Origin of the sequence: Brevundimonas sp. Root608 (assembly GCF_001427825.1) — a bacterium.
GTDB lineage: Bacteria > Pseudomonadota > Alphaproteobacteria > Caulobacterales > Caulobacteraceae > Brevundimonas.
In genome coordinates, this window is the sequence record NZ_LMGT01000005.1 from 174,422 (window position 1) to 194,221 (window position 19,800).

23 protein-coding genes are annotated in these 19,800 nt (G+C 69.7%); 16 read left to right on the forward strand and 7 right to left on the reverse strand.

Annotated features, from left to right (window positions below; all coding sequences use genetic code 11):
* Position 1: 1 nt before the first annotated feature.
* The 4 genes from ASD59_RS09115 to ASD59_RS09130 all read left to right on the forward strand — a co-directional run bounded on the left by ASD59_RS09115 (position 2) and on the right by ASD59_RS09130 (position 3,978).
* A complete protein-coding gene (locus ASD59_RS09115; RefSeq protein WP_055831064.1) occupies positions 2–1,165 on the forward strand; it encodes an acyl-CoA dehydrogenase family protein in 1,164 nt (387 codons plus the stop codon).
* A 174-nt stretch (positions 1,166–1,339) separates the two neighbouring features.
* Positions 1,340–2,059 carry a 16S rRNA (uracil(1498)-N(3))-methyltransferase gene (locus ASD59_RS09120; protein WP_055831066.1) on the forward strand — a complete coding sequence of 240 codons (720 nt, stop codon included), beginning with the start codon at positions 1,340–1,342 and terminating at the stop codon, positions 2,057–2,059.
* A 31-nt stretch (positions 2,060–2,090) separates the two neighbouring features.
* On the forward strand, positions 2,091–2,549 hold the full coding sequence (locus ASD59_RS09125; protein WP_055831068.1) for an ion channel: 459 nt from the start codon (positions 2,091–2,093) through the stop codon (positions 2,547–2,549).
* Positions 2,550–2,616: 67 nt separating this feature from the next.
* Positions 2,617–3,978, forward strand: coding sequence for a glutamate--cysteine ligase (locus ASD59_RS09130; protein ID WP_055831070.1), 1,362 nt, complete (start codon positions 2,617–2,619; stop codon positions 3,976–3,978).
* Here the strand turns inward: ASD59_RS09130 and ASD59_RS09135 are convergent.
* Positions 3,975–4,301: a CC_3452 family protein gene (locus ASD59_RS09135; protein ID WP_055831072.1), complete on the reverse strand. Its 327-nt coding sequence runs from the start codon at positions 4,299–4,301 to the stop codon at positions 3,975–3,977. The genes ASD59_RS09130 and ASD59_RS09135 overlap by 4 nt on opposite strands.
* A gap of 103 nt (positions 4,302–4,404) precedes the next feature.
* On the opposite strand from ASD59_RS09135, the gene ASD59_RS09140 reads away from it, so the two are divergent.
* From ASD59_RS09140 to ASD59_RS09165, 6 genes are all read left to right on the forward strand, one after another.
* The gene (locus ASD59_RS09140; RefSeq protein ID WP_055831074.1) at positions 4,405–4,983 is read left to right on the forward strand and encodes a TetR/AcrR family transcriptional regulator; all 579 of its coding nucleotides are present in this window, start codon (positions 4,405–4,407) and stop codon (positions 4,981–4,983) included.
* A 54-nt stretch (positions 4,984–5,037) separates the two neighbouring features.
* Complete coding sequence (locus ASD59_RS09145) at positions 5,038–5,634, forward strand: hypothetical protein (protein ID WP_055831076.1); 597 nt, start codon at positions 5,038–5,040, stop codon at positions 5,632–5,634.
* A gap of 3 nt (positions 5,635–5,637) precedes the next feature.
* On the forward strand, positions 5,638–6,387 hold the full coding sequence (locus ASD59_RS09150; RefSeq protein WP_055831078.1) for a DUF72 domain-containing protein: 750 nt from the start codon (positions 5,638–5,640) through the stop codon (positions 6,385–6,387).
* 60 nt (positions 6,388–6,447) lie between these two features.
* A complete protein-coding gene (locus ASD59_RS09155; RefSeq protein WP_055831080.1) occupies positions 6,448–7,506 on the forward strand; it encodes an NAD(P)-dependent alcohol dehydrogenase in 1,059 nt (352 codons plus the stop codon).
* Positions 7,507–7,604: 98 nt separating this feature from the next.
* Positions 7,605–8,330, forward strand: coding sequence for an acetoacetyl-CoA reductase (gene phbB, locus ASD59_RS09160; RefSeq protein ID WP_055831083.1), 726 nt, complete (start codon positions 7,605–7,607; stop codon positions 8,328–8,330).
* A gap of 99 nt (positions 8,331–8,429) precedes the next feature.
* On the forward strand, positions 8,430–9,194 hold the full coding sequence (locus ASD59_RS09165) for a DUF4908 domain-containing protein (RefSeq protein WP_055831085.1): 765 nt from the start codon (positions 8,430–8,432) through the stop codon (positions 9,192–9,194).
* A 6-nt stretch (positions 9,195–9,200) separates the two neighbouring features.
* On the opposite strand, the gene gloB is transcribed toward ASD59_RS09165, so the two are convergent.
* Entirely contained in the window at positions 9,201–9,929 is a 729-nt protein-coding gene (gloB, locus tag ASD59_RS09170) for a hydroxyacylglutathione hydrolase (protein ID WP_055831087.1), read from the reverse strand.
* A 45-nt stretch (positions 9,930–9,974) separates the two neighbouring features.
* On the opposite strand from gloB, the gene ASD59_RS09175 reads away from it, so the two are divergent.
* The 5 genes from ASD59_RS09175 (at position 9,975) to ASD59_RS09195 (ending at position 14,642) form a co-directional block, all read left to right on the forward strand.
* Positions 9,975–10,739 (forward strand): class I SAM-dependent methyltransferase, encoded by a 765-nt coding sequence (locus ASD59_RS09175; RefSeq protein ID WP_055831089.1) that lies wholly within the window; start codon positions 9,975–9,977, stop codon positions 10,737–10,739.
* A gap of 9 nt (positions 10,740–10,748) precedes the next feature.
* Positions 10,749–11,252: a SixA phosphatase family protein gene (locus ASD59_RS09180; protein ID WP_055831091.1), complete on the forward strand. Its 504-nt coding sequence runs from the start codon at positions 10,749–10,751 to the stop codon at positions 11,250–11,252.
* On the forward strand, positions 11,249–11,605 hold the full coding sequence (locus tag ASD59_RS09185; RefSeq protein ID WP_055831093.1) for a DUF952 domain-containing protein: 357 nt from the start codon (positions 11,249–11,251) through the stop codon (positions 11,603–11,605). Before ASD59_RS09180 ends, ASD59_RS09185 begins: the two co-directional genes overlap by 4 nt.
* Complete coding sequence (locus tag ASD59_RS09190) at positions 11,596–12,633, forward strand: quinone-dependent dihydroorotate dehydrogenase (protein ID WP_055831095.1); 1,038 nt, start codon at positions 11,596–11,598, stop codon at positions 12,631–12,633. The genes ASD59_RS09185 and ASD59_RS09190 overlap by 10 nt, the downstream gene beginning before the upstream one ends.
* 65 nt (positions 12,634–12,698) lie before the next feature.
* The gene (locus tag ASD59_RS09195; protein ID WP_055831097.1) at positions 12,699–14,642 is read left to right on the forward strand and encodes an ATP-binding protein; all 1,944 of its coding nucleotides are present in this window, start codon (positions 12,699–12,701) and stop codon (positions 14,640–14,642) included.
* Here the strand turns inward: ASD59_RS09195 and ASD59_RS09200 are convergent.
* Together ASD59_RS09200 and ASD59_RS09205 are read right to left on the reverse strand one after the other, a co-directional pair.
* Positions 14,600–15,049 carry a very short patch repair endonuclease gene (locus tag ASD59_RS09200; RefSeq protein ID WP_082560138.1) on the reverse strand — a complete coding sequence of 150 codons (450 nt, stop codon included), beginning with the start codon at positions 15,047–15,049 and terminating at the stop codon, positions 14,600–14,602. The two genes, ASD59_RS09195 and ASD59_RS09200, sit on opposite strands and share 43 nt — an antisense overlap.
* Before the next feature lie 40 nt (positions 15,050–15,089).
* Positions 15,090–15,575, reverse strand: coding sequence for a peroxiredoxin (locus ASD59_RS09205; protein ID WP_055831099.1), 486 nt, complete (start codon positions 15,573–15,575; stop codon positions 15,090–15,092).
* Positions 15,576–15,692: 117 nt separating this feature from the next.
* Here ASD59_RS09205 and ASD59_RS09210 point away from each other — a divergent pair, with 117 nt between their 5' ends.
* Entirely contained in the window at positions 15,693–16,262 is a 570-nt protein-coding gene (locus ASD59_RS09210) for a YqgE/AlgH family protein (protein WP_055831102.1), read from the forward strand.
* On the opposite strand, the gene ASD59_RS09215 is transcribed toward ASD59_RS09210, so the two are convergent.
* From ASD59_RS09215 to ASD59_RS09225, 3 genes are read right to left on the reverse strand one after another with little or no spacing between them, the layout of a single operon-like run.
* On the reverse strand, positions 16,259–17,926 hold the full coding sequence (locus ASD59_RS09215) for a putative bifunctional diguanylate cyclase/phosphodiesterase (protein WP_055831104.1): 1,668 nt from the start codon (positions 17,924–17,926) through the stop codon (positions 16,259–16,261). The genes ASD59_RS09210 and ASD59_RS09215 overlap by 4 nt on opposite strands.
* A gap of 43 nt (positions 17,927–17,969) precedes the next feature.
* Entirely contained in the window at positions 17,970–18,560 is a 591-nt protein-coding gene (locus tag ASD59_RS09220; RefSeq protein WP_055831106.1) for a GNAT family N-acetyltransferase, read from the reverse strand.
* Between the two features lie 24 nt (positions 18,561–18,584).
* A complete protein-coding gene (locus tag ASD59_RS09225) occupies positions 18,585–19,796 on the reverse strand; it encodes a M16 family metallopeptidase (protein WP_156376989.1) in 1,212 nt (403 codons plus the stop codon).
* Positions 19,797–19,800 lie beyond the last annotated feature (4 nt).

Consider the following 19,800-nt stretch of genomic DNA (forward strand, 5'->3'; position numbering starts at 1 on the left):
CATGAACGTCCTCAACGTCCCCGAGCCCGCCTTCATGCAGGAAGAGGAGATCGTCCTCTTCTCCGACAGCGTCGGCAAATGGATCGACGAGCACGCGCCGCCCGAGGCGGTGCAGTCGTGGATCGCCAACTCGTCGGTGCCGCGCGAGCTGTGGAACGCGTCCGGCGAGGCCGGCCTGCTGGGCCTGTCCATGCCCGAGGCCGACGGCGGCATGGGCGGGGACTACCGGCATGAGGTGGTGCTGATGCGCCAGCTGGGCTGGAAGGGGGCGGACCATTTCGGCATCTCGCTGCACAATGCGATCGTCATGCCCTACATCTGGCACTACGGCACCGAGGAGCAGAAGGCGCGCTGGCTGCCGCGGCTCCAGTCCGGCGAACTGGTCGGCGCCATCGCCATGACCGAGCCGGGCGCCGGGTCCGACCTGCAGGGCGTCAAGACCACCGCCATCAAGCAGGGCAACCAGTATGTGGTGAACGGCTCCAAGACCTTCATCACCAACGGCCAGCTGGCCAATTTCATCATCGTCGTGGCCAAGACCGACCCGACGGAGGGCGCCAAGGGCACCAGCCTGATCGTGGTCGAGACGGACGGCGCGGAAGGCTTCGAGCGCGGGCGGAACCTGCACAAGATCGGCATGGAGGGGAACGACACCTCCGAGCTGTTCTTCAACGATGTGAAGGTTCCCGGCGAGAACATCATCGGCGGCGGCGAGGGCCAGGGCTTCATCCAGTTGATGCAGCAACTGCCGCAGGAGCGTCTCAACATCGCCGTCCAGGGCGTGGCCGCCTCCGAGCGCGGGCTGCAGGAGACGCTGGCCTACGTCAAGGAGCGCAAGGCCTTCGGCAAGCGGGTGATCGACTTCCAGAACACCCAGTTCAAACTGGCCGAGGTGAAGACCAAACTGACGGTCGCCAAGGTCTTCGTCGACCACTGCCTTGGCCTGCACCTGCAGGGCAAGCTGGACGCGGCCACGGCCTCGATGGCCAAATACTGGGTCACCGACATCCAGGGCGAGGTCATCGACGAGATGCTGCAGCTGCATGGCGGCTACGGCTATATGAACGAATATCCGATCGCCCAGCTGTACAAGGACGCGCGCGTGCAGCGCATCTACGGCGGCACCAACGAGATCATGAAGCTGTTGATCGCGCGCACGCTGTAACCCTCCTCCCCTCCGTCACCCTCGGGCTCGACCCGAGGGTCAGGCGTGGACCTATCGGTATGATCCGTGCGCATCGGAGACCGGGTCTCGTCACCCTCACCGAGCACCGGCCGGTCTGATCCTCGGGTCAAGCCCGAGGATGACGGCCAAGGGGGTGCGGGCTATGTCAGGACCATGATCCGCCTCCACGTTCCCACCCCGCTCGCCCCCGACGCCGCCGTCCTGCCGACGCTGGACCAGTCGCGCTACCTGACGCAGGTGATGCGGCTCAAGATCGGCGACGGCCTGCTGGTCTTCAACGGGCGCGACGGGGAATGGCGCTGCGTTATCGCCGAGGTGCTCAAGAAGGGCGTCGTGCTGCGGGCCGAGGAACAGGTGCGGCCGCAGTCGACCGGCCCCGATCTGGAACTGCTGATCAGCGTGGTGAAGAAGAGCGCGCTGGAGTTCGCCGTCGAGAAGGCGACCGAACTGGGCGTGCGGCGGGTCGGGCTGGTGGTCACCCACCGGACCCAGACGTCGCATGTGCGGATGGACCGGCTGGACGCCATCGCCATCGAGGCGGCGGAACAGACCGGGCGGCTGGACGTGCCGATGATCGACGAACCGGCGAAGCTGGCCGAGCTGCTGGACGGCTGGGAGGCCGGGCGGCGGCTGATGTTCTGCGACGAGACCGGCGGCGCACCGGCCGGCCCGGCGCTTCAGGCGGCCGGCGCGGATCCCTGGGCCGTGCTGATCGGTCCCGAAGGCGGGTTCTCGCCGGAGGAGCGCGAGCGGCTGCGAGCCCTGCCCTTCACCACCGCCGTGTCGCTCGGCCCGCGCATCCTGCGGGCCGACACCGCCGCCATCGCCGCCCTGACGCTGTGGCAGGCGGCCGTGGGCGACTGGGACCGCTAGCGGGACCGTCGGCTTCAGGGCAGGATGCGGCATGTTCAACGAACTCGTCCTGTCGACGGTCATGGCCCTGCTCGCCGTCAGCATCCACGGCTTCGGCCTGCTCAGCCTCGGCCGGGGACTGGAAATCTACGAAATCCGCGCGGGCCGCTCCTATGTCGAGGGGCCGCTGTGGCGGCACGCGCTCCTGACCATCGCCGTGGTCCTGGGCCTGTTCGTCGTCCATGGGCTGGAGATCTGGATGTACGCCGCCCTCTACAAGCTGATCGGCGCGGTGCCGGACCTGCGCGAGGCGGTCTATTTCTCAAGCATCAGCTATGGCTCGATCGGCTACGACGACTCGCTGATGGCGCCGGAGTGGCGGCTGCTGGGCGCGATCGAGGGCGTGGCGGGGGCGATCCTGCTGGGCTGGTCGGTCGCCTTCTTCGTCAGCGTCATGACCCCGTTCTCCGCCCGCAAAAAACACGGCATGGTCCATCGCGACATCCCTTGAGGAACGCACTGTTTCGCCCCATCTAGCCGCCACGACAGCCTTCGGGCTCTGGGGCTGAAAGAACCACATGGCCGACGCCGCGCCGCTCTCCCGCGAAGACCTGATCGGCGCCATGGCGAAGGGGGCCAAGCCGAAGGCCGAATGGCGCATCGGCGCCGAACACGAGAAATTCGGCTTCGACCGCGCGACCCTGCGCCGCCCGGCCTATGACGGCGAGAGCGGCATCCTGGCCATGCTGACCGGCCTGCAACGGTTCGGCTGGAGCCCGGTCGAGGAGGCCGGCCACGTCATCGCCCTGGAGCGCAAGAACGACGAGGGCATGACCGCCTCGATCTCGCTGGAGCCGGGCGGCCAGTTCGAACTGTCGGGCGCGCCGCTGAAGGACGTGCACGACATCTGCGACGAGACCGGCCGCCACCTGATGGAGGTCAAACAGGTCGCCGACCAGATCAACCTCGGCTTCATCGGCGCCGGTTTCGACCCGCTGTGGCGGCGCGAGGACGTGCCGATCATGCCCAAGGGCCGCTACGGCATCATGCGGGCCTATATGCCGAAGAAGGGGTCGCTGGGCCTCGACATGATGCTGCGCACCTGCACCATCCAGTCGAACCTGGACTTCGCGGACGAGGCCGACATGGTGGCCAAATTCCGCACCTCGCTGGCGCTGCAGCCGATCGCCACCGCCCTGTTCGCCTGTTCGCCCTTCATCGAGGGCAAGCCGAGCGGCTTCCTGTCGTCGCGCGCCAATGTCTGGACCGACACCGATCCCGACCGCACCGGCATGCTGGACTTCGTGTTCGAGGACGGTTTCGGCTACGAGCGCTACGCCGACTACGCCCTCGATGTACCGATGTATTTCGCCAAGCGCGGCGAGACCTATGTCGACCTGTCGGGACAGTCGTTCCGCGCCTTCATGACCGAAGGGCTCGACGCCCTTCCGGGCGAGCGGGCGACGAAGAAGGACTGGAACGACCACCTGACCACCCTTTTCCCCGAGGTGCGGCTGAAGTCGTATCTGGAGATGCGCGGCGCCGACGGCGGACCGTGGAGTCGCATCTGCGCGCTGCAGGCCCTGTGGGCCGGGGTGCTGTACGACGGCGCGGCCCTGGCCGCGGCCTGGGACCTGGTCAAGGACTGGGACATCGGCGACCACGAGCGCCTGCGCCGCGACGTCACGCGGCTTGGCCTGAAGGCCGAGGTCGCGGGCCGGTCGGTGCGGGACGTGGCCGTCGACATGGTCCACATCGCCCGCGAGGGGCTGAAGAACCGCGCCCGCTTCAGCGGCGGCATGGTCGACGAGCGCGGCTATCTGTCGGAGCTGGAAGACATCGCCGACAGCGGGGTCACCCCCGCCGAGCGGCTGCTGGAGCTCTACCACGGGGAGTGGCAGGGCGACGTGACGCGGATGTACCGGGACTTCGCCTACTAGGCGGGGCCGGCGTTGCGCGGCGCGCGGGCGTTGTCGGCCGCGTTGCATCGGGCGATCTCGGCTTCCGTCAGCGCCAGGCCGGCCCGGGCGAAGGCGGAAACCGCCCCCATCCGGCCGACGAAGCGCCGGCATTCCCGCATCAGCGGCTGGGTCGTGCCGCCGCCGCGTCCGGCGCACTGGCCGGCCGGGCCGCAGCTCCAGTTGCGTCCGTCGAGGTTCAGCTGGATTTCGCGGGGTTGCAGCAGGGTGGCCGCGGCGCCGGACGTCGGGGCGGGAGCGGCGGTCTGGACGGCGAGGGCCGCCATCAGGGTCAGGACGAGCATGGGTTCCTCCGAAGGCTGGTCATGACGAACGATCCGGGTTAAAAGTGACCGTTCGTGCACCATTAAGTGACCGATCGGTTACTTTGAGTCAAGAGGCTTTTGCATGCCGCCCAAAGGCGAGGCCACCCACGCCCGACTGATCGACGAGGCGATGACCCAGGTCACGGTGCGGGGCCTCGCCGCCGTGAGCCTCGGCGACGTCGCGAATGCCGCCGGTCTGTCCAAGAGTGCGGTGCTGAAGCATTTCCAGTCCAAGGAGGCGCTGCAGGCCGAGGTCGTCGACGCCATGATCGACCGCTTCAAGTCGGCGGTCTGGGACCCTGCGGAACCGCTTGAACCGGGCCGCGCACGTCTGGACCGCATCTTCGAGGGCGAGCTGGACTGGATCGACGGTGAGGATCGCCCGGGCGGCTGCCCGCTGAAGGCGGCGGCGATGGAGCTGGACGACCAGCCCGGCCCCCTGCGCGACACGCTGAAGGGCAGTCAGGTCCGCTGGGCCAAGACGCTGAAGCGCGAGTTCCGGACCCTGTATCCCGAAGCCGACGAGTCCACGCTGGAGCTCAAGGTGTTCCAGTTCAAGGGTCTGGTGCTGGCCTACGGCCATTCGCGCCGCCTGCTGGACGACGAGACCGCGCGAGGCCAGGCGACGGCGGCCTATCGGGCGCTTGTGGACGCGGCTTGATCCCGCCTTCCGGGTGGCGGAGAGTGCGGCCGTACCGGTGAAGGGGCCCCGCACGTGATCATCCGTCTGACCGCCATCCTGATGGCTGCATCCGCTCTGACCGCCTGCGGCGCGTCCGAACAGACCGCCGAACCCGCCGCCGCGTCGGCGACGACGACGGTCGCATCACCGGCCGCGGCCGGCGACCGCACAGTCTTCAGCGACCCCGCCCTGGGCATCGCCTTCGACCATGCCTCCTCGCGCCGCACAGGCCCCTGCCCCGATGGCGAAGAGGCCGGCTGCGTCGCTCTGTTCGAAGGCGATAAGCACGTGCTCTCCTTGCAGCTGAAGGACGGGCCGGTGGGAGCGGTGGCGGCGGCCGAGGCGGGCTTCGAGCGGAACGCGGACGGCGTGCTGATGACCACCTACGGCCGTTTCGCGCCGGTTCCGGTGGAGCCGTTCTCCGGTCCCGGCTGGACGGGCCTCAGGGCCCGTGTGACCTGCGGCGTCTCCGACGAGGAGACCGGCTTCCACGCCGCCGGCGGCGAATGTCTTTGGGCGGTGATCGGCGATGGCGAGCGGGCCGTCGTGGCCAGCACCCAGGGCATACTCGGCCTGGACGACGACACCATGCGGACTCTGACCTCGATCCGCTTCCTGCCGAGGGCCTGAGCCATGGGCGGCAGAATCCGCGTCGGCATCGGCGGCTGGACCTATGAGCCCTGGCGCGGGGTCTTCTATCCGGACAAGCTGAGCCAGAAGAGGGAGCTGGAGTACGCCAGTTCCAAGCTGACCTCGATCGAGATCAACGGCACCTACTATTCGGGCTTCAAGCCCGAGACCTGGATGAAATGGCGCGACGAGACGCCCGACGACTTCGTCTTCGCGGTCAAGGCCAGCCGGTTCTGCACCAACCGCAAAATCCTGTCGGAGGCCGGCGAAAGCATCGGACGCTTCCTCGACCAAGGGCTGACGGCGCTGGGCGACAAGCTGGGGCCGATCAACTGGCAGTTCATGGCCACCAAGAAATTCGATCCGGTCGATTTCGAGGGTTTCCTCAAGCTGTTGCCGAAGGAGAAGAACGGCATTCGTCTGCGCCACGCCCTGGAGGTCCGCAGCGGGACGTTCGACAACGCGCAGTTCTACGACCTGGCCCGCAAATACGGCGCGGCCATCGTCTACGGCCATGACGACGAGGCGCCGGAATGGCCGCGGATCAATCAGGACACGGCCGACTTCAAATACGCACGGCTGATGTCGAGCCGCGAGGATGAGCCGACCGGCATGTCTCCGGCCGAGCTGGACGGCATCGTCAGACAGACGCGCGAATGGGTGAAGCAGGGCGACGTCTTCGCCTATTTCATCGCCGGGGCGAAGGTGCGCAATCCGGCGGCCGCCCAGGCCCTGATCGAAAAGCTGGGGTGACCCGGTTGCGCCGGGCCGTCGGCGCGCACACTTGAGCCCGGCCTTTCAGGAGCCTTCCCCATGCCCATCGCCACCCGCGCCTTCGCCGCCACCTCCAGCGACGCCCCGCTGTCGCCCTTCAGCTTCGACCGGCGCGATCCGGGCCCGGACGACGTCGCCATCGAGATCAAATTCTGCGGCGTCTGCCACTCGGACCTGCACGTGGTGAAGAACGACCTGGGCAACACCACCTATCCGATCGTGCCGGGCCACGAGATCGCCGGCGTGGTGACGGCGGTGGGCGGCAACGTCGCCCGCTTCAAGGTCGGCGACCGGGTCGGCGTCGGCTGCATGGTCGACAGCTGCCGCCAGTGCAAACCCTGCCTCGAGGGCGAGGAGCAGTACTGCGTCCCCGGCATGACCCAGACCTATGGCTCGCCCGACCCCAAGGGCGCCGCCGTCGGCCAGACCATCACCCAGGGCGGCTACGCCACCGCCATCGTGGTCGACCAGAACTATGTCGTGACCATCCCCGACAGCATCCCGCTGGAGGCCGCCGCGCCGCTGCTGTGCGCCGGGATCACCACCTATTCGCCGCTGAGGCACTGGAAGGTCGGGCCGGGCTCGAAGGTCGCCGTGATCGGCCTCGGCGGTCTCGGCCACATGGCGGTCAAACAGGCGGCGGCCATGGGGGCCGAGGTCACCGTGCTGTCGACCTCGGACCGCAAGAAGGCCGACGCGGAGCGGATGGGGGCGAAGCATTTCCTCATCAACTCGGACAAGGCGGCGATGAAGGCGGCGGGCGAGCGCTTCGACCTGATCATCAACACCGTCTCGGCCACGCACGAGATCGCCAGCCATGTGCAGCTGCTGGCCAGGGACGGGACCATGGTCATGCTGGGCCTGACCACCGAGGGCCTGCCGGTCTACGCCATGGGCCTGTTGTGGCGGCGGCGCTCGGTGGCCGGCTCGCTGATCGGCGGCATCCGCGAGACCCAGGAGATGCTCGACTTCTGCGCCGAACACGGCCTGGCCTGCGACATCGAGGTGATCGCCCCGGACCAGATCAACGAGGCCTATGCGCGACTGCAGAAGTCCGACGTGCGTTATCGCTTCGTGCTGGACATGGCGCGGATCTGAGACGAGGGGGAAGGGTCGACCCTCGAACCTTCCCCCGCTACACCTGTTCCTGAACAGGCGCCGCGTCAGACGGCGCCATCAGGGACAAGGAAACGCACATGGCACGAGTGGCTCTGGTCACGGGTGGGACCCGCGGCATCGGCAAGGCGATCGTCCAGCGGCTGAAGGAAGACGGCATGTCCGTCGCCGCCGGCTATTCCGGCAATGTCGAGGCGGCCGAGGCGACGGCGAAGGAACTGGGCGTCACCATCGTCAAGGGCAACGTCGGCTCGTTCGACGACTGCGCCCGCGCTGTGAAGGAGATCGAGGACCAGCTCGGGCCGATCGACGTGCTCGTGAACAACGCCGGCATCACCCGCGACGGCTTCTTCCACAAGATGAGCGCCGACCAGTGGTCCGACGTGATCCGGGTCAACATGGACAGCGTCTTCAACATGACGCGCCAGGTCATAAACGGCATGCGCGACCGGGGTTTCGGGCGCATCGTCAACATCAGCTCGATCAACGGGCAGAAGGGCCAGATCGGCCAGACCAACTATTCAGCCGCCAAGGCCGGCATGATCGGCTTCACCAAGGCCCTGGCGCTGGAGAATGCGCGCAAGGGCGTGACGGTGAACTGCATCGCCCCCGGCTATATCGACACCGAGATGGTCGGAGCCATGGACGAGAAGGTCCTGGCCGGAATCATCGCCCAGATCCCGGTCGGAAGGCTCGGAAAAGGCGAGGAAATCGCCGATATGGTGTCATGGCTGTCGGGCGAACGTGCCGGATATGTCACAGGCTGCACCCTGTCGCTGAACGGGGGTCAGTATCTGGTCGGCTGATCGGGGCCTGCCCAAAATCCGCCGCGCCGGCGCTTCACCACTTCCGTCATGGAGTTGACGGCAGGGTCCAGAACGGCGCGAACGCCGCTTCCGGCCGCGATGGCGATCGCCCTCGCGACGGCGGCGTTGTCCTTTGCGTCCACGGCCTCCGAAGCCCAGGCCCAGATCCGCGGCAACGCCCAGGCCGAGCAGAGCCAGTCCCTCCGCAACAGCGGGGGGACCTCGCGGACCCTGCCGCCCACGGGCCGCTATGTCGCGGAATCCGGTGAAGCCTTCATCCTCGACCGTTCGGGCCAGCGGCCCCTGCTGCGCTTCGACCGGCGCGACGAGACCTGGGTGCTGCGCCCGACCGCCGCCCCGCGCGGCGACGTCATCTATCGCAACGACGCGGGCGACCAGTTGCTGCGGGTCACGCCCGGCGGCGGCATGACCGTCTATACGCCGCGTGCGCCCGGCGGATCGCCGGCCTCGCTGTCCGGCCCGGCCGCCAGCCTGTCGCCGCCGACCCTCGGCCCGGCCCAGATGTTTCAGCTGATGACCCGGCGCAGCGCCATGCTGAGCCAGGCCCTGGGGCGGCTGATCGAGATCAATGTCGACACCGACGGCGCCGCCGAAAGCCTGACCGTCGAAGCCCTCATCCTGTCGACCGACGCGGCCCTGCGCATCGCCCGCTCGCCGTCGGCGCGGTCGTCGCTGGACCGGCTGCGCAGCATCACCATCGTCGATGGTCCCCGCGCCTCGGTGACCTATGCCAGGGGCGATCTCCGCATCGTGGTGGCGCCCGTCCAGGGCGTGGCGGGCCGGCCCTCTTCGGCGCGGGTGATCGACGCCTTCCTGACCCCCGCGCCGCCGCCCCGGCGCTAGGCGCGTCTAGCCGGTGAAGACATCCTTCGCCGCCCGGCGGGCGGCGAATTCGGCGGCATGGGTCGCGCGCATGAAGGGATTGAACGCCTTCTCCAGACCGATCGTGGTCGGAACCGTCGCCTCGCCCCGTTCCCGCATCGCGAAGATTTCCCCCGCCCGCGCGATCATTTCCGGCCGATCGTCGAGGCTCAGGGCGAAGCGGGCGTTGGCGGCGGTGTATTCATGGGCGCACCAGACCACGGTCTCGTCCGGCCAGGCAGCGAGGGCCTGCAGGCTGGCGTGCATCTGCTCCGGCGTCCCTTCGAACAGCCGGCCGCAGCCGAGGTTGAACAGCACGTCGCCGACGAAGGCCTGGGCGTCCGCGGCCGAGCGATAGACGATATGGCCGAGGGTGTGGCCCGGCGCGTCGGTCACCTCCAGCACGGTCTGGCCCAGCCTCACCGTGTCGCCGCCGGCGACGATGCGGTCGATCGGCGCGGCCTTGCGCACCTCTTCGGGCCCGACGATCTCGCAGCCGGTTTCGGCCTTGAGCCGGGCGTTGCCCTGGGTGTGGTCGGGGTGCCAGTGGGTGTTCAGGATCAGGTCCAGCCGCCCCCAGCCCGATCGCTCCAGCGCCTCCAGAATGACGGCGGCGTCCGGCGTGTCGATCGTCGCGACCGCGCCGGTGGCTGCGTCGCGGACCAGCAGGCCGTAGTTGTCGTTCAGGCAGGGAAAGAGGCGCACGTCGAGGGTCATGCGCCTATCCTAGCAGCCCGCCCCGACCCGGCCTATGCTGGCTCCATGCGGCGCAGCATCGAGGACCTTCGCATCTTCTACGGCGAGCCGGCCGGCGCCCTGGCGCGCCGTCTGCTGGCCCGGCGTCTGGAGGACGCCTGGGGCGAGGCGGCCAACAGCGACGTCCTGGGTCTGGGTTACGCCACCCCGTGGCTGGACGCCTTCGTCGGGGCCCGCCGGGTGGTCGCGGCCATGCCGGGCGGTCAGGGAGTCGAGCTGTGGCCATCGGTGGGCAAGAACCGGACGCTGCTGGTCGACGACCGCCGTCTGCCCTTCGCCGCCGGATCGTTTGACCGCATCCTGGTCGTCCACGCCCTTGAGGAAGCCGACGACGCCCAGGCCCTGATGGCCGAGGCCGTGCGCGCCCTGTCGCCGGCAGGGCGGATCATCCTGGTCGCAGCCGCGCGGGGCGGCCTCTGGGCGCGGGCCGAGACCACGCCGTTCGGACATGGGCGACCCTTCACCCGCGGCCAGCTGGAGCGGCTGGTCCGGGCAGCCGGTCTCGAACCGACCGCCTGGTCGCAGACGCTGTATGTGCCGCCCTGGGGGCCGCTGCTGCCGCTGGCCGACGGCTTTGAACAGGTCGGCAAGCGCATCATGCCGGGCGCGGCGGGAGTCATCCTGCTGGAGGCGACGCGTCGGGAATACGCCCGTATCCGGCCCGGAGGGGCGGTGGCGACCGCGCCGGTGAGGACGCCCGCCCTCCAGCCCCGGCCTGCGAACCGGTCGGGGACCGGCGATGATCTGGCGGGAACGGCCAAACGCCCTTAAAGGCGGGCCATGCAGCGACTGATCCTGATGCGACACGCCGAGGCCGAACGGGCCGCCAGCTCCGGTCGGGACCGCGACCGCGCCCTGTCCGTGCGGGGCCGGCAGGACGCCGCCGCCATGGGCCGGGCCCTGGCCGCGCGGGGCATGAGGCCCGATCTGGCGCTGGTGTCGCCCGCGCTGCGCACCCGCCAGACCTGGGATCTGCTGCACGACGCCTTCGGCGACGTCCAGGTGCGCGAGGACGAGGCGCAGTATAATGGCGGCGCCCACGCCCTGCGCCTTCTGGTCGAGGCCGCCGAGGACGAGGCCGGCTGCCTGATGGTGGTGGCGCACAATCCCGGCGTTCATCTGCTGGCCGTCGAATATCTGGTCGAAAGCGCGGCGTCGCCGTCGGTTCTGGACCGCATGAGCGGCGGGTTTCCGCCGGGCTCCGCCGCCATCTTCACCGTGGATGTCGCCGGCCGTTGCGCCTTCGAGGGCTTCCTGCAGCCCCGCGACCTGGGCGGCCTGTGAGCGGCGTCGCCTACAAGCTGGTCGACAGGGCCGAGTGGACGGCCGCGCGCGAGGCCGGGAGCTACGCCGGTTCGGCCGTCGATCGGGCGGACGGCTACATCCATCTGTCGAGCGCAGAACAACTGCCCGAGACGGCGCGCCGACACTATGCGGGTCGGACCGACCTGATGCTGGTCGCCGTGGACCTGCGGGCTGTTGGCGACGATCTGAGGTGGGAGGCGTCGCGCGGCGGGGCCCTGTTTCCCCATCTTCACGCCCCGCTTCCGGTCGCCGCCGCGACGGACGAGCGCGGCCTGTCGGTCGACGACCATGGCGTCATGCGTTTCGACGACGGAGCTGTCGGATGGCCCTGAGCGACCTCGGCGCCGCCCTGCTGCGACGGCTGGATCCCGAGGTCGCGCACGGTCTGGCGATCCGCGCCCTTCAGATCGCGCCCCTGCCGGCGCCGCCCGCCGACGACCCCATTCTGAAGACCCGTCTGGCGGGGCTCGAACTGCTGAACCCGGTCGGCCTCGCGGCCGGTCTGGACAAGAACGGCGAGGCCCTGCGAGGGCTGGCGCGCCTCGGCTTCGGTTTCGTGGAGTGCGGCTCGGTCACCCCGCGGCCACAGGCCGGCAACCCGAAGCCGCGCCTGTTCCGCCTCTCGGAAGACCGCGCCATCATCAACCGGATGGGGTTCAACAACGCGGGCCTCGAGGCCTTTGCCGCCCGCCTGGCGAATCGCCCGCGCACGGTGGTCGTCGGCGCCAATCTCGGGGCCAACAAGGACACGGACGACAAGGCGGCCGACTATGTCACGGGTCTGAGGCGCCTGCGCGGCCTCAGCGACTATGTCACGGTCAACGTCTCCTCGCCCAACACGCCGGGACTGCGCGCTCTCCAGGGCCGGGCGGCGCTGGACGACCTGCTGGGCCGATTGAACGAGGCCCGGGCCGGCGATCCGACGCCGGTTTTCCTCAAGATCGCGCCCGACCTGACGCCTGACGAGATCGCCCTGATCGTCGAGGCCAGCCTGGACCACGGCATCGACGGCCTGATCGTCGCCAACACCACCCTGGATCGGCCCGACAGCCTGCGCTCGCCGGACCGCGGCGAAGCGGGCGGCCTGTCCGGCGCGCCCCTGAAGGCCCGCGCCATGAAGGCGCTGCGCGCCGCGGCGACGGCGTCGGCCGGACGCCTGCCCCTGATCGCGGTCGGCGGGATCGATTCCGGGGCCGAGGCCTACGCCCGGATCCGCGCCGGCGCTTCGGCCGTCCAGCTCTATTCGGCCCTGATATACGACGGCCCGGGGCTCGTCGCGCGGATCAAACGGGACCTCGCCGCCCGCCTGCGCGCCGACGGATTTTCGACGGTGTCCGAGGCCGTTTCAGCGGCCCGTTGACGGAGCGTTAGGGCAACGCGGGCATAGTGCGCGCACGGGCGAAACCGCCTTGTTCGGGGAACCGCATGGCGATCGCCAAAGTCGATACGCAGGCCTCAAATCCCGCACCGGCGGACGACTGGGCGATGGCGATCCGTCAGCGGCGCAAGGCGTTGCTGCAGCGGCTCGGCATGTCCGCGGCCAGCGCCCTGATCTTCAGCCCGCTGCTCGGCTGGCCGTTGAGCGTCGGCTGGGTCGTCGGCTATTTCATCATCCAGGCTCTCGATCTGTGGATTTTCGGCCCGATCAACAGCGGCCGGACAAACCGTCTGCAAGGCCTGCGCGGGATCGCCGGGTGGCTCATACTGACCGTCAACGCCGGCTATTTCGGCAGCCTGTCGGTTCCGTTGTGGCTCGCGGGCGGCCCGATGGGCGGCATCTGCGCCGCCCTGCTGTTGTCCGCCGGCGCCATTTATTCGGTGATCAACGCTCCCCGGTCGAAGTCCGTCATGCTGCTGACCGCTTCGTTCCAGTTTCTCTATCTGTCGGCGACGCCGGTCTTCATGGCGATCTATGGCGCGTCAACGGGCTTCGTGACCGCAGCGGCCATCGCCGTGGGCGTCTTCATCACCTACTGCCTGTCGACCTGGCAGCGCATGAACGAGGCGCGCCTGGCGGAAAGCGCGGCGCGGATCGAGGCCGACCAGAAGCGATCGGACGCCGAACGCATCATGGAGGGCCGCAGCGCCTTCCTGGCCGCCATCGGCCACGATCTTCGCACCCCCATCAGCGCCATCCTGACCGGTGCGGCCGAACTGGAGCGCGGCGCGACCGACGCCTCCGCGCGGTCACAGGCCCATCTGATCACGGACGCCGGCTTCATGATGAAGGCCCTGCTGGACGATCTTCTGGATCACGCCAAGCTGGACGCCGGACACATGACGGTGGACCAGGTCGACTTCGATCTGCGCGACCTGCTGAACCAGACCGTCCGCCTCTGGCGCGGGCCGGCCCGCGCCAAGGGACTCAAATTGCGGGTCGAGGGCGCCGCCTTCGTCCCCGCGGCCGTGCGCGGCGATCCGATGCGCCTGCGTCAGGTCCTGAACAATCTGATCTCCAATGCGATGAAGTTCACCGACACCGGATCGATCACCCTGCGCCTGCAGGCCTGGCCGGACGAGCCGGGCGGCCACGCGGTGCTGATCGAGATCGCCGACACCGGTCCCGGCATGACCCCCGAACAGGTCGGGCGTCTGTTCACGCCCTTCGACCAGACCATCGCCGGGGTCAGCGCCGTCCATGGCGGAACCGGCCTGGGCCTGGCCATCAGCCGCCAGCTGGTCCAGTTGATGGACGGACGCCTGACCGCCCGCAGCCAGCCCGGCGTCGGCTCCCGCTTCACCCTGTCCCTGCACCTCCAGCCGGGCGAGGCCGTCCCGGCCGGCACGCCGGCCCTGGACCAGCAGAGCCGCGACGCCGTCGCCCGTTCCCTGTCGGGCAGCCGCTCGGCCGCCGCCGAACAGATCGCCGCGCCCCAGCCCCTGTACGAGGCGCCCCCGGCCCCCGCGTCGCTCGCCGCCGCCGCGGAGCCCGGGCAGGAGGAGGACGACGAGGGCCGGCCCATGCGGGTGCTGGTGGTCGACGACCACGACATCAACCGCCGCGCCATCCAGCTGATCCTGCAGCCGCTGGGCTGCGACATCGCCACCGCCGCCGACGGCATGGCGGCGCTCAGGATTTGCGAGCACACCGCCTTCGACCTGATCTTCATGGACGTGCGGATGCCGGAACTGGACGGCCGCGAGACCACCCGCCGCATCCGCGCCGGCGACGGCCCCAACGTCGGCGTGCCGATCATCGCCGTCACGGCCGACACGGCGGCCGAGGACATCGCCGCCTGCACGGCGGCGGGCATGACCTATTTCGTGCCCAAGCCGATCACCCCGCCGATGCTGCTGGAGGCCATCACCCATGTGATGACCATGGCTCAGGGGGAAGACGTCGACGAGGCGCAGACCGTAGCCGCCTGACCCCGCACTTCGGTCGCCAGCCGATCGGCGAAACCGTCGGCCTTCATCGCGCATTCCCAGACCGTGACCACGCGCCAGCCGTCGGCCGTCAGCGCCGCCCGGCTGGCCTCGTCGCGCCTCCGGTTGCGGTCGATCTTCGCGATCCAGTAGGCGGCGTTGGCCTTGGGCTGTCGGCCGCCTCTCGGGCAGTCATGGCCGTGCCAGAAACAGCCGTGCACGAACACGGCGACACGCCGCCCCTTCATCACCAGATCGGGCCGGCCCGGCAGGCCCGCGCCGCCCAGCCGGTAGCCGATGCCCGCCGCGCGCAAGATGCGGCGCACGGCCAGTTCAGGCGCGGTGTCGCGGCCCTTCACGCGGCGCATGACGGCGCTGCGCTGTTCCGGGGTGAAGACGTCTGTGGTCACGATCCAGACCTCTCGCGCCGCGTCGCGAGCGGTCGCGCCTCTAGAGCTGCGCCAGCAGATGCTCCGCCGACGAGACCTTGAACTCGCCCGGCTGTTCGATGTTCAGCTGCTCGACGACGCCGTCCCTGACCAGCATGGAATAGCGCTGCGAGCGCTCGCCCATGCCGAAGCCCTTGGCGTCCATCGACAGGCCCAGCTGGCGGGTGAAGTCGCCGTTGCCGTCGCCCAGCATGACGATGTCGTCCTTGCCGATGCCCTGGCTGTCGGCCCAGGCGCCCATGACGAAGGCGTCGTTGACCGAAACGCAGGCGATCGTGTCCACGCCCTTGGCGACAAGGTCCTGGCGGAGGTCCTTGAAGCCCGGCAGATGCTTCGCCGAACAGGTCGGGGTGAAGGCCCCGGGGACGGCGAACAGGGCCACGGTCCTGCCGGCGAAGATGTCGTCGGTGGTGACGGGTTTGGGGCCGTCGTCGGTGGCGCGGGTGAGGTTGGACGAGGGGATGCGGTCGCCGATCTGGACGGTCATGGGCAGGCTCCGGGAGGGGGTGTGAGGACCAAACGTGCCGATCAGATAGGCGTTGCCGCCGCTCCCGCCAACCGGTCACGCCTTGCAGACGCCGCCATCCGCACCAATGATAGGGTCATGGACGAATTCCAATCCCTGGCCGGCCGGCTTCTGGTGGCCATGCCCGGCATCAGCGACCCCCGGTTCGAGCACGCGGTCATCCTGATCTGCGCCCACCGGCCGGACCACGCCATGGGCCTGAGGCTGGACCGCCCCGCGCCCGGCGTGAACCTGAAGAAGGTGCTGACCAAACTCGACACCGCCGCGCCCGACGACGCCGACAGCCGCGCCGTGCTGATCGGCGGGCCGGTGGAGCGCGAGCGGGGCTTCGTGCTGCATACCGACGACTGGCTGGTCGACGACGCCTCCCTGGCCTTCGGCGCGGGCTTCGCCATGACCGGCACCCGCGAGGCCCTGCTGGCCATGGTCGATCCGGCGACGGGTCCGCATCGCTCCGTGCTGCTGCTCGGCTACGCCGGCTGGGACGAAGGGCAGCTGGAGGAGGAACTGGGCGAGAATGTCTGGCTGACCGCCGACGCCGATCCCGAACTCATCTTCGACCCCGACCACGAGAGCAAATGGGGCCGGGTGCTGGCCGGTCTGGGCGTGGATCCGGCGCGATTGTCGGGACAGATCGGCCGGGCCTAGGCCGACCGGGCCTTGATCGGCGCCGTGCCGTCGGCCAGCGATTCGTTCAGATACACCTCGGCCTCCTGGGCCGGCAGGGCCGGGGCGTAGCCGAAGCCCTGGCCGTAGTGGCACTGGGCGTCGAGCAGCAGCTTGGCGAGGCCGGCGTTCTCGACCCCCTCGGCGACGACGTCGAGACCGAGGTCGCGGCCGAGATTGACCACCGACTTGACGATCTTGGCCGAGCCCTCGTCCTTGTCCATGGTCAGGACGAAGTAGCGGTCGATCTTCAGCGTATCGAACGGCAGCTTGGCCAGCCAGGTCAGGGACGAGAAGCCGGTGCCGAAATCGTCGAGCGCCAGCGACGCGCCCGCTTCGCGCAGCCGGGTCAGGGTCTCGGCCGCGCGCGAGGTGTCGCGCATGATGTCGCCCTCGGTCACCTCCAGCTTCAGCGCGCCCTTGGGCAGGCCGGCCTCGGTGATGATGCGGGTGACGTCGTCGACCAGATCCGGCCGCTCGATCTCGCCGACCGACAGGTTCACACTGCAGAACAGCTTGCCCGCCGCCGGGTGGCGCGCCAGCCATTCGGCCAGCTGTCGCGACGCCGAGGTCATCATCAGCAGCCCCAGCTCGTTCATCAGGCCCATCTCGTCGGCCAGGCCGAGGAATTCGTCGGGCGGCACCAGCCCGCGCTTCGGATGGCGCCAGCGGGCCAGGGCCTCGAACCCGGCCACCGCCCCCGTCAGCAGATTGACGATCGGCTGGTAGAAGGGCTCGATCTCGCCGCGGACGAAGGCGTTCCTCAGGTCGGCCTCGAGCGCCAGACGGGACAGGCTGTCGCTTTCCAGCGCCCGGCCATAGGCGGCGGCCCCGCCGCGGCCCGCCAGCTTGGCCTGTTCGACGGCCAGTTCGACCCGGCGCAGCAGTTCGGCCGGATCGGGCGCGTCCGGCCCGCCCTCGGCCGCCGCCGAGCCGATCGACACGGTCGGATAGATGTCGAAACCGGCGATTCTCAGGGGTTGTTCAAGCGCCTCCCGCACCCGTTCGGCCACGGCGCCCGATCCTCTCGGCGCCAGGACCGCGAACTCGTCCTCGCCGATGCGGGCCGCGTTGGCGTCATGGGCGAAGGCGGCGTTCAGGCGCGAGCCGAGGGCCGACAGCACAAGATCGGCCCGGGCGTGGCCCAGGGCTTCGTTCAGGCGGCGCAGGCGGTCCACGTCGGCCACAACGAGCTCATAGTCGCCGGGCTGGGTCAGCAGTTCGCCGGCGCGGGCCAGGAAGGTGCGGCGGTCCAGCAAGCCGGTCAGGTGATCGCGATGCGAGGCGGCGAATTTGGCCTCCAGGGCCACCACCCCGGCGGCGCGCAGCCCGTCTTCCAGCCAGACGCCGCGCCAGATGCAGGTTTCGGCGTCGCGCATGCGCAGCCGGATGGCGACCTCGGTCCCCTCCTCCTGCGGTTTGAGGATCTTTTCGGCCAGGGAGCGGTCCTGCGGGGTCGCCACGGCGGTGAAGGCGGCGCCCGAACACTCCGGCGCCAGCGGCCCCAGGCCCAGGGCGCGGGTGGCCCCGGTGAATCGCATCTGGTCGTCGGCGGGCGTCCATATCCATAGGGCAGTGTCGGCCGCCGCCAGCGCCTCGATGGCGGTCGTCGCGTCCCAGGCCAGACTTCTGGAGCGAGTGTTCAAACGCTTACCGGTCCTGATGGAGAGCCCCAGGGATCACCCCTGGTCAGCCGCCGCGCGCGGCTCCGTCATTCACGACGCCGAACAGGAGATGATCTGCCCATGCGCCGTTAATTTTGAGATAAGCCCGGGCTTCGCCCTCGAGGACGAAGCCGGCCTTTTCCAGAACGCGACGCGAGGCGAGGTTGCCGGGCACGCAGGCCGCATCGACCCGGTGCAGGTTCAGATCGTCGAAGGCGTAGGCGACCATGGCCCGCACCGCCGCCGTGGCGTGTCCCCGGCCCGCGAAGGGCTGGCCGATCCAGTAGCCCAGCGTCCCCGTCTCGGCCACGCCGCGGCGCACGTTGGACAGGGTGATGGCCCCGACGAGCGCCTGGTCGGCGTCGGCGAAGATGAAGAAGGGCCAGGCGTTGCCGGCCTCCATTTCGCGGGCGTAGATGGACAGCCGACGCTTGTAGGCGGCCCGGGTCAGGTCGTCCTCGGGCCAGCTGGGCTCCCACGGTTGCAGATAGGCGTGGCTGGCCTGACGCAGGGCGGCCCAGGCGTCGTGATCCCCGGCGCGCGGGGCTCTCAGGGTGACTCCGCCCCCCTTCACGACCGGACCGGTCGCCTCGTTGATCCAGTCCAGCAGGGCCATGAGGTCAGACTAGCGGGCCGGCGCTCAGCCGAAAAGAGCCTCGCGGAAGGCGGCACCGGCCGGCGCGGCCGCCTTCGGCCCCAGCACCGCGGTCGCGGCCTTTCCGGCCCCCAGCGACATCGCCGCGGCGGCGCGCACGTCCTCGGCGGTCGGCGCCAGCATTCGCTCGGCCATGGTTTCCGAGGAGATCGGCGCGCCGAACATCAGCACCTGGGCCGCCGCCCGGCCGGCGCGGGCCGCCGGGCTTTCGTCCGACATCCACAGCCCGGCGTTCATCACCGCCTTGGCCCGCGACAGCTCCGCCGCCGTCGGTCCGGTCCCGGCGAGGGCCTTGAGCTCGGCGGCGCAGACCCCGGCCAGTTCGACCGCCCGTTCGGCGGCGGCTCCGGCGTAGATGCCGAGGATGCCCGTGTCCTCATAGGGTTCGTGGTAGGCGTCGATGGCGTAGGCCAGCCCCCGCTCCTCGCGGGCGCTCTGGAACAGGCGCGAGGCCATGCCGCCGCCCAGGATTTCGGTCATCAGCCGCGCGGCCGCATAGGCCGGATCTCCGGCGGCGGGCGCCGGCAGCTGGAAGACGATGTTGGCCTGTTCGATCCGCCGCGACAGGGCGGCGCCGCCGCCGGTGAAATGCGGCGTCTGCGGTTCCTGCGCGGGCGCGCCGGTCTCGGAGCCGAACCAGCGCTCGGCCAGGGCCAGCAGCTCGGCCTCGTCCACGGCGCCGGACACGGCGACCACCATCCGATCGGGCGAGTACAGCCGGGCCCGCCAGTCGCTGATCGACGCCCGCGTGATCGGCTTCAGGCTTTTCACCGAGCCGAGAATCGGCCGGCCCAGCGGCTGGCGGGCATAGGCTTGGGTCTGGGCCATTTCGAAGACGTGGTCGTCGGGCGTGTCGAAGGCCTCGGCGATCTCCTGGGCGACCACGTCCTTCTCGCGTTCGATCTCGTCGGGATCGAGCGTTGGGCGAAACACCAGATCCGACACCACCTGCATGGCCAAGGGCAGCGAGCCGTCCAGCGCCCGCACCTCGAAACTGGTTCGCTCATAGCCCGTGGAGGCGTTCAGCGACCCGCCCTCGGCCTCGATCCGCTCGACGATCTCGCGTGCGCCCATGTCGCCCGCGCCCTTGAAGACCAGGTGTTCGAGACAATGGGACCAGCCCGAGGTCGCCTCGGTCTCCCATTTCGCCCCGCCGCGCACGGCGACCGTCAGGGCCAGGGTGCGCAGGCCGGGCATGGGA

Bases quoted from the DNA above. Each gene is read 5' to 3' on its own strand.
- ASD59_RS09115 (WP_055831064.1), top strand. From the start codon at position 2: ATGAACGTCCTCAACGTCCCCGAGCCCGCCTTCATGCAGGAAGAGGAG.
- ASD59_RS09120 (WP_055831066.1), top strand. From the start codon at position 1,340: ATGATCCGCCTCCACGTTCCCACCCCGCTCGCCCCCGACGCCGCCGTC.
- ASD59_RS09125 (WP_055831068.1), top strand. From the start codon at position 2,091: ATGTTCAACGAACTCGTCCTGTCGACGGTCATGGCCCTGCTCGCCGTC.
- ASD59_RS09130 (WP_055831070.1), top strand. From the start codon at position 2,617: ATGGCCGACGCCGCGCCGCTCTCCCGCGAAGACCTGATCGGCGCCATG.
- ASD59_RS09135 (WP_055831072.1), bottom strand. From the start codon at position 4,301: ATGCTCGTCCTGACCCTGATGGCGGCCCTCGCCGTCCAGACCGCCGCT.
- ASD59_RS09140 (WP_055831074.1), top strand. From the start codon at position 4,405: ATGCCGCCCAAAGGCGAGGCCACCCACGCCCGACTGATCGACGAGGCG.
- ASD59_RS09150 (WP_055831078.1), top strand. From the start codon at position 5,638: ATGGGCGGCAGAATCCGCGTCGGCATCGGCGGCTGGACCTATGAGCCC.
- ASD59_RS09155 (WP_055831080.1), top strand. From the start codon at position 6,448: ATGCCCATCGCCACCCGCGCCTTCGCCGCCACCTCCAGCGACGCCCCG.
- phbB (WP_055831083.1), top strand. From the start codon at position 7,605: ATGGCACGAGTGGCTCTGGTCACGGGTGGGACCCGCGGCATCGGCAAG.
- ASD59_RS09165 (WP_055831085.1), top strand. From the start codon at position 8,430: ATGGCGATCGCCCTCGCGACGGCGGCGTTGTCCTTTGCGTCCACGGCC.
- gloB (WP_055831087.1), bottom strand. From the start codon at position 9,929: ATGACCCTCGACGTGCGCCTCTTTCCCTGCCTGAACGACAACTACGGC.
- ASD59_RS09175 (WP_055831089.1), top strand. From the start codon at position 9,975: ATGCGGCGCAGCATCGAGGACCTTCGCATCTTCTACGGCGAGCCGGCC.
- ASD59_RS09180 (WP_055831091.1), top strand. From the start codon at position 10,749: ATGCAGCGACTGATCCTGATGCGACACGCCGAGGCCGAACGGGCCGCC.
- ASD59_RS09190 (WP_055831095.1), top strand. From the start codon at position 11,596: ATGGCCCTGAGCGACCTCGGCGCCGCCCTGCTGCGACGGCTGGATCCC.
- ASD59_RS09195 (WP_055831097.1), top strand. From the start codon at position 12,699: ATGGCGATCGCCAAAGTCGATACGCAGGCCTCAAATCCCGCACCGGCG.
- ASD59_RS09205 (WP_055831099.1), bottom strand. From the start codon at position 15,575: ATGACCGTCCAGATCGGCGACCGCATCCCCTCGTCCAACCTCACCCGC.
- ASD59_RS09210 (WP_055831102.1), top strand. From the start codon at position 15,693: ATGGACGAATTCCAATCCCTGGCCGGCCGGCTTCTGGTGGCCATGCCC.
- ASD59_RS09220 (WP_055831106.1), bottom strand. From the start codon at position 18,560: ATGGCCCTGCTGGACTGGATCAACGAGGCGACCGGTCCGGTCGTGAAG.
- ASD59_RS09225 (WP_156376989.1), bottom strand. From the start codon at position 19,796: ATGCCCGGCCTGCGCACCCTGGCCCTGACGGTCGCCGTGCGCGGCGGG.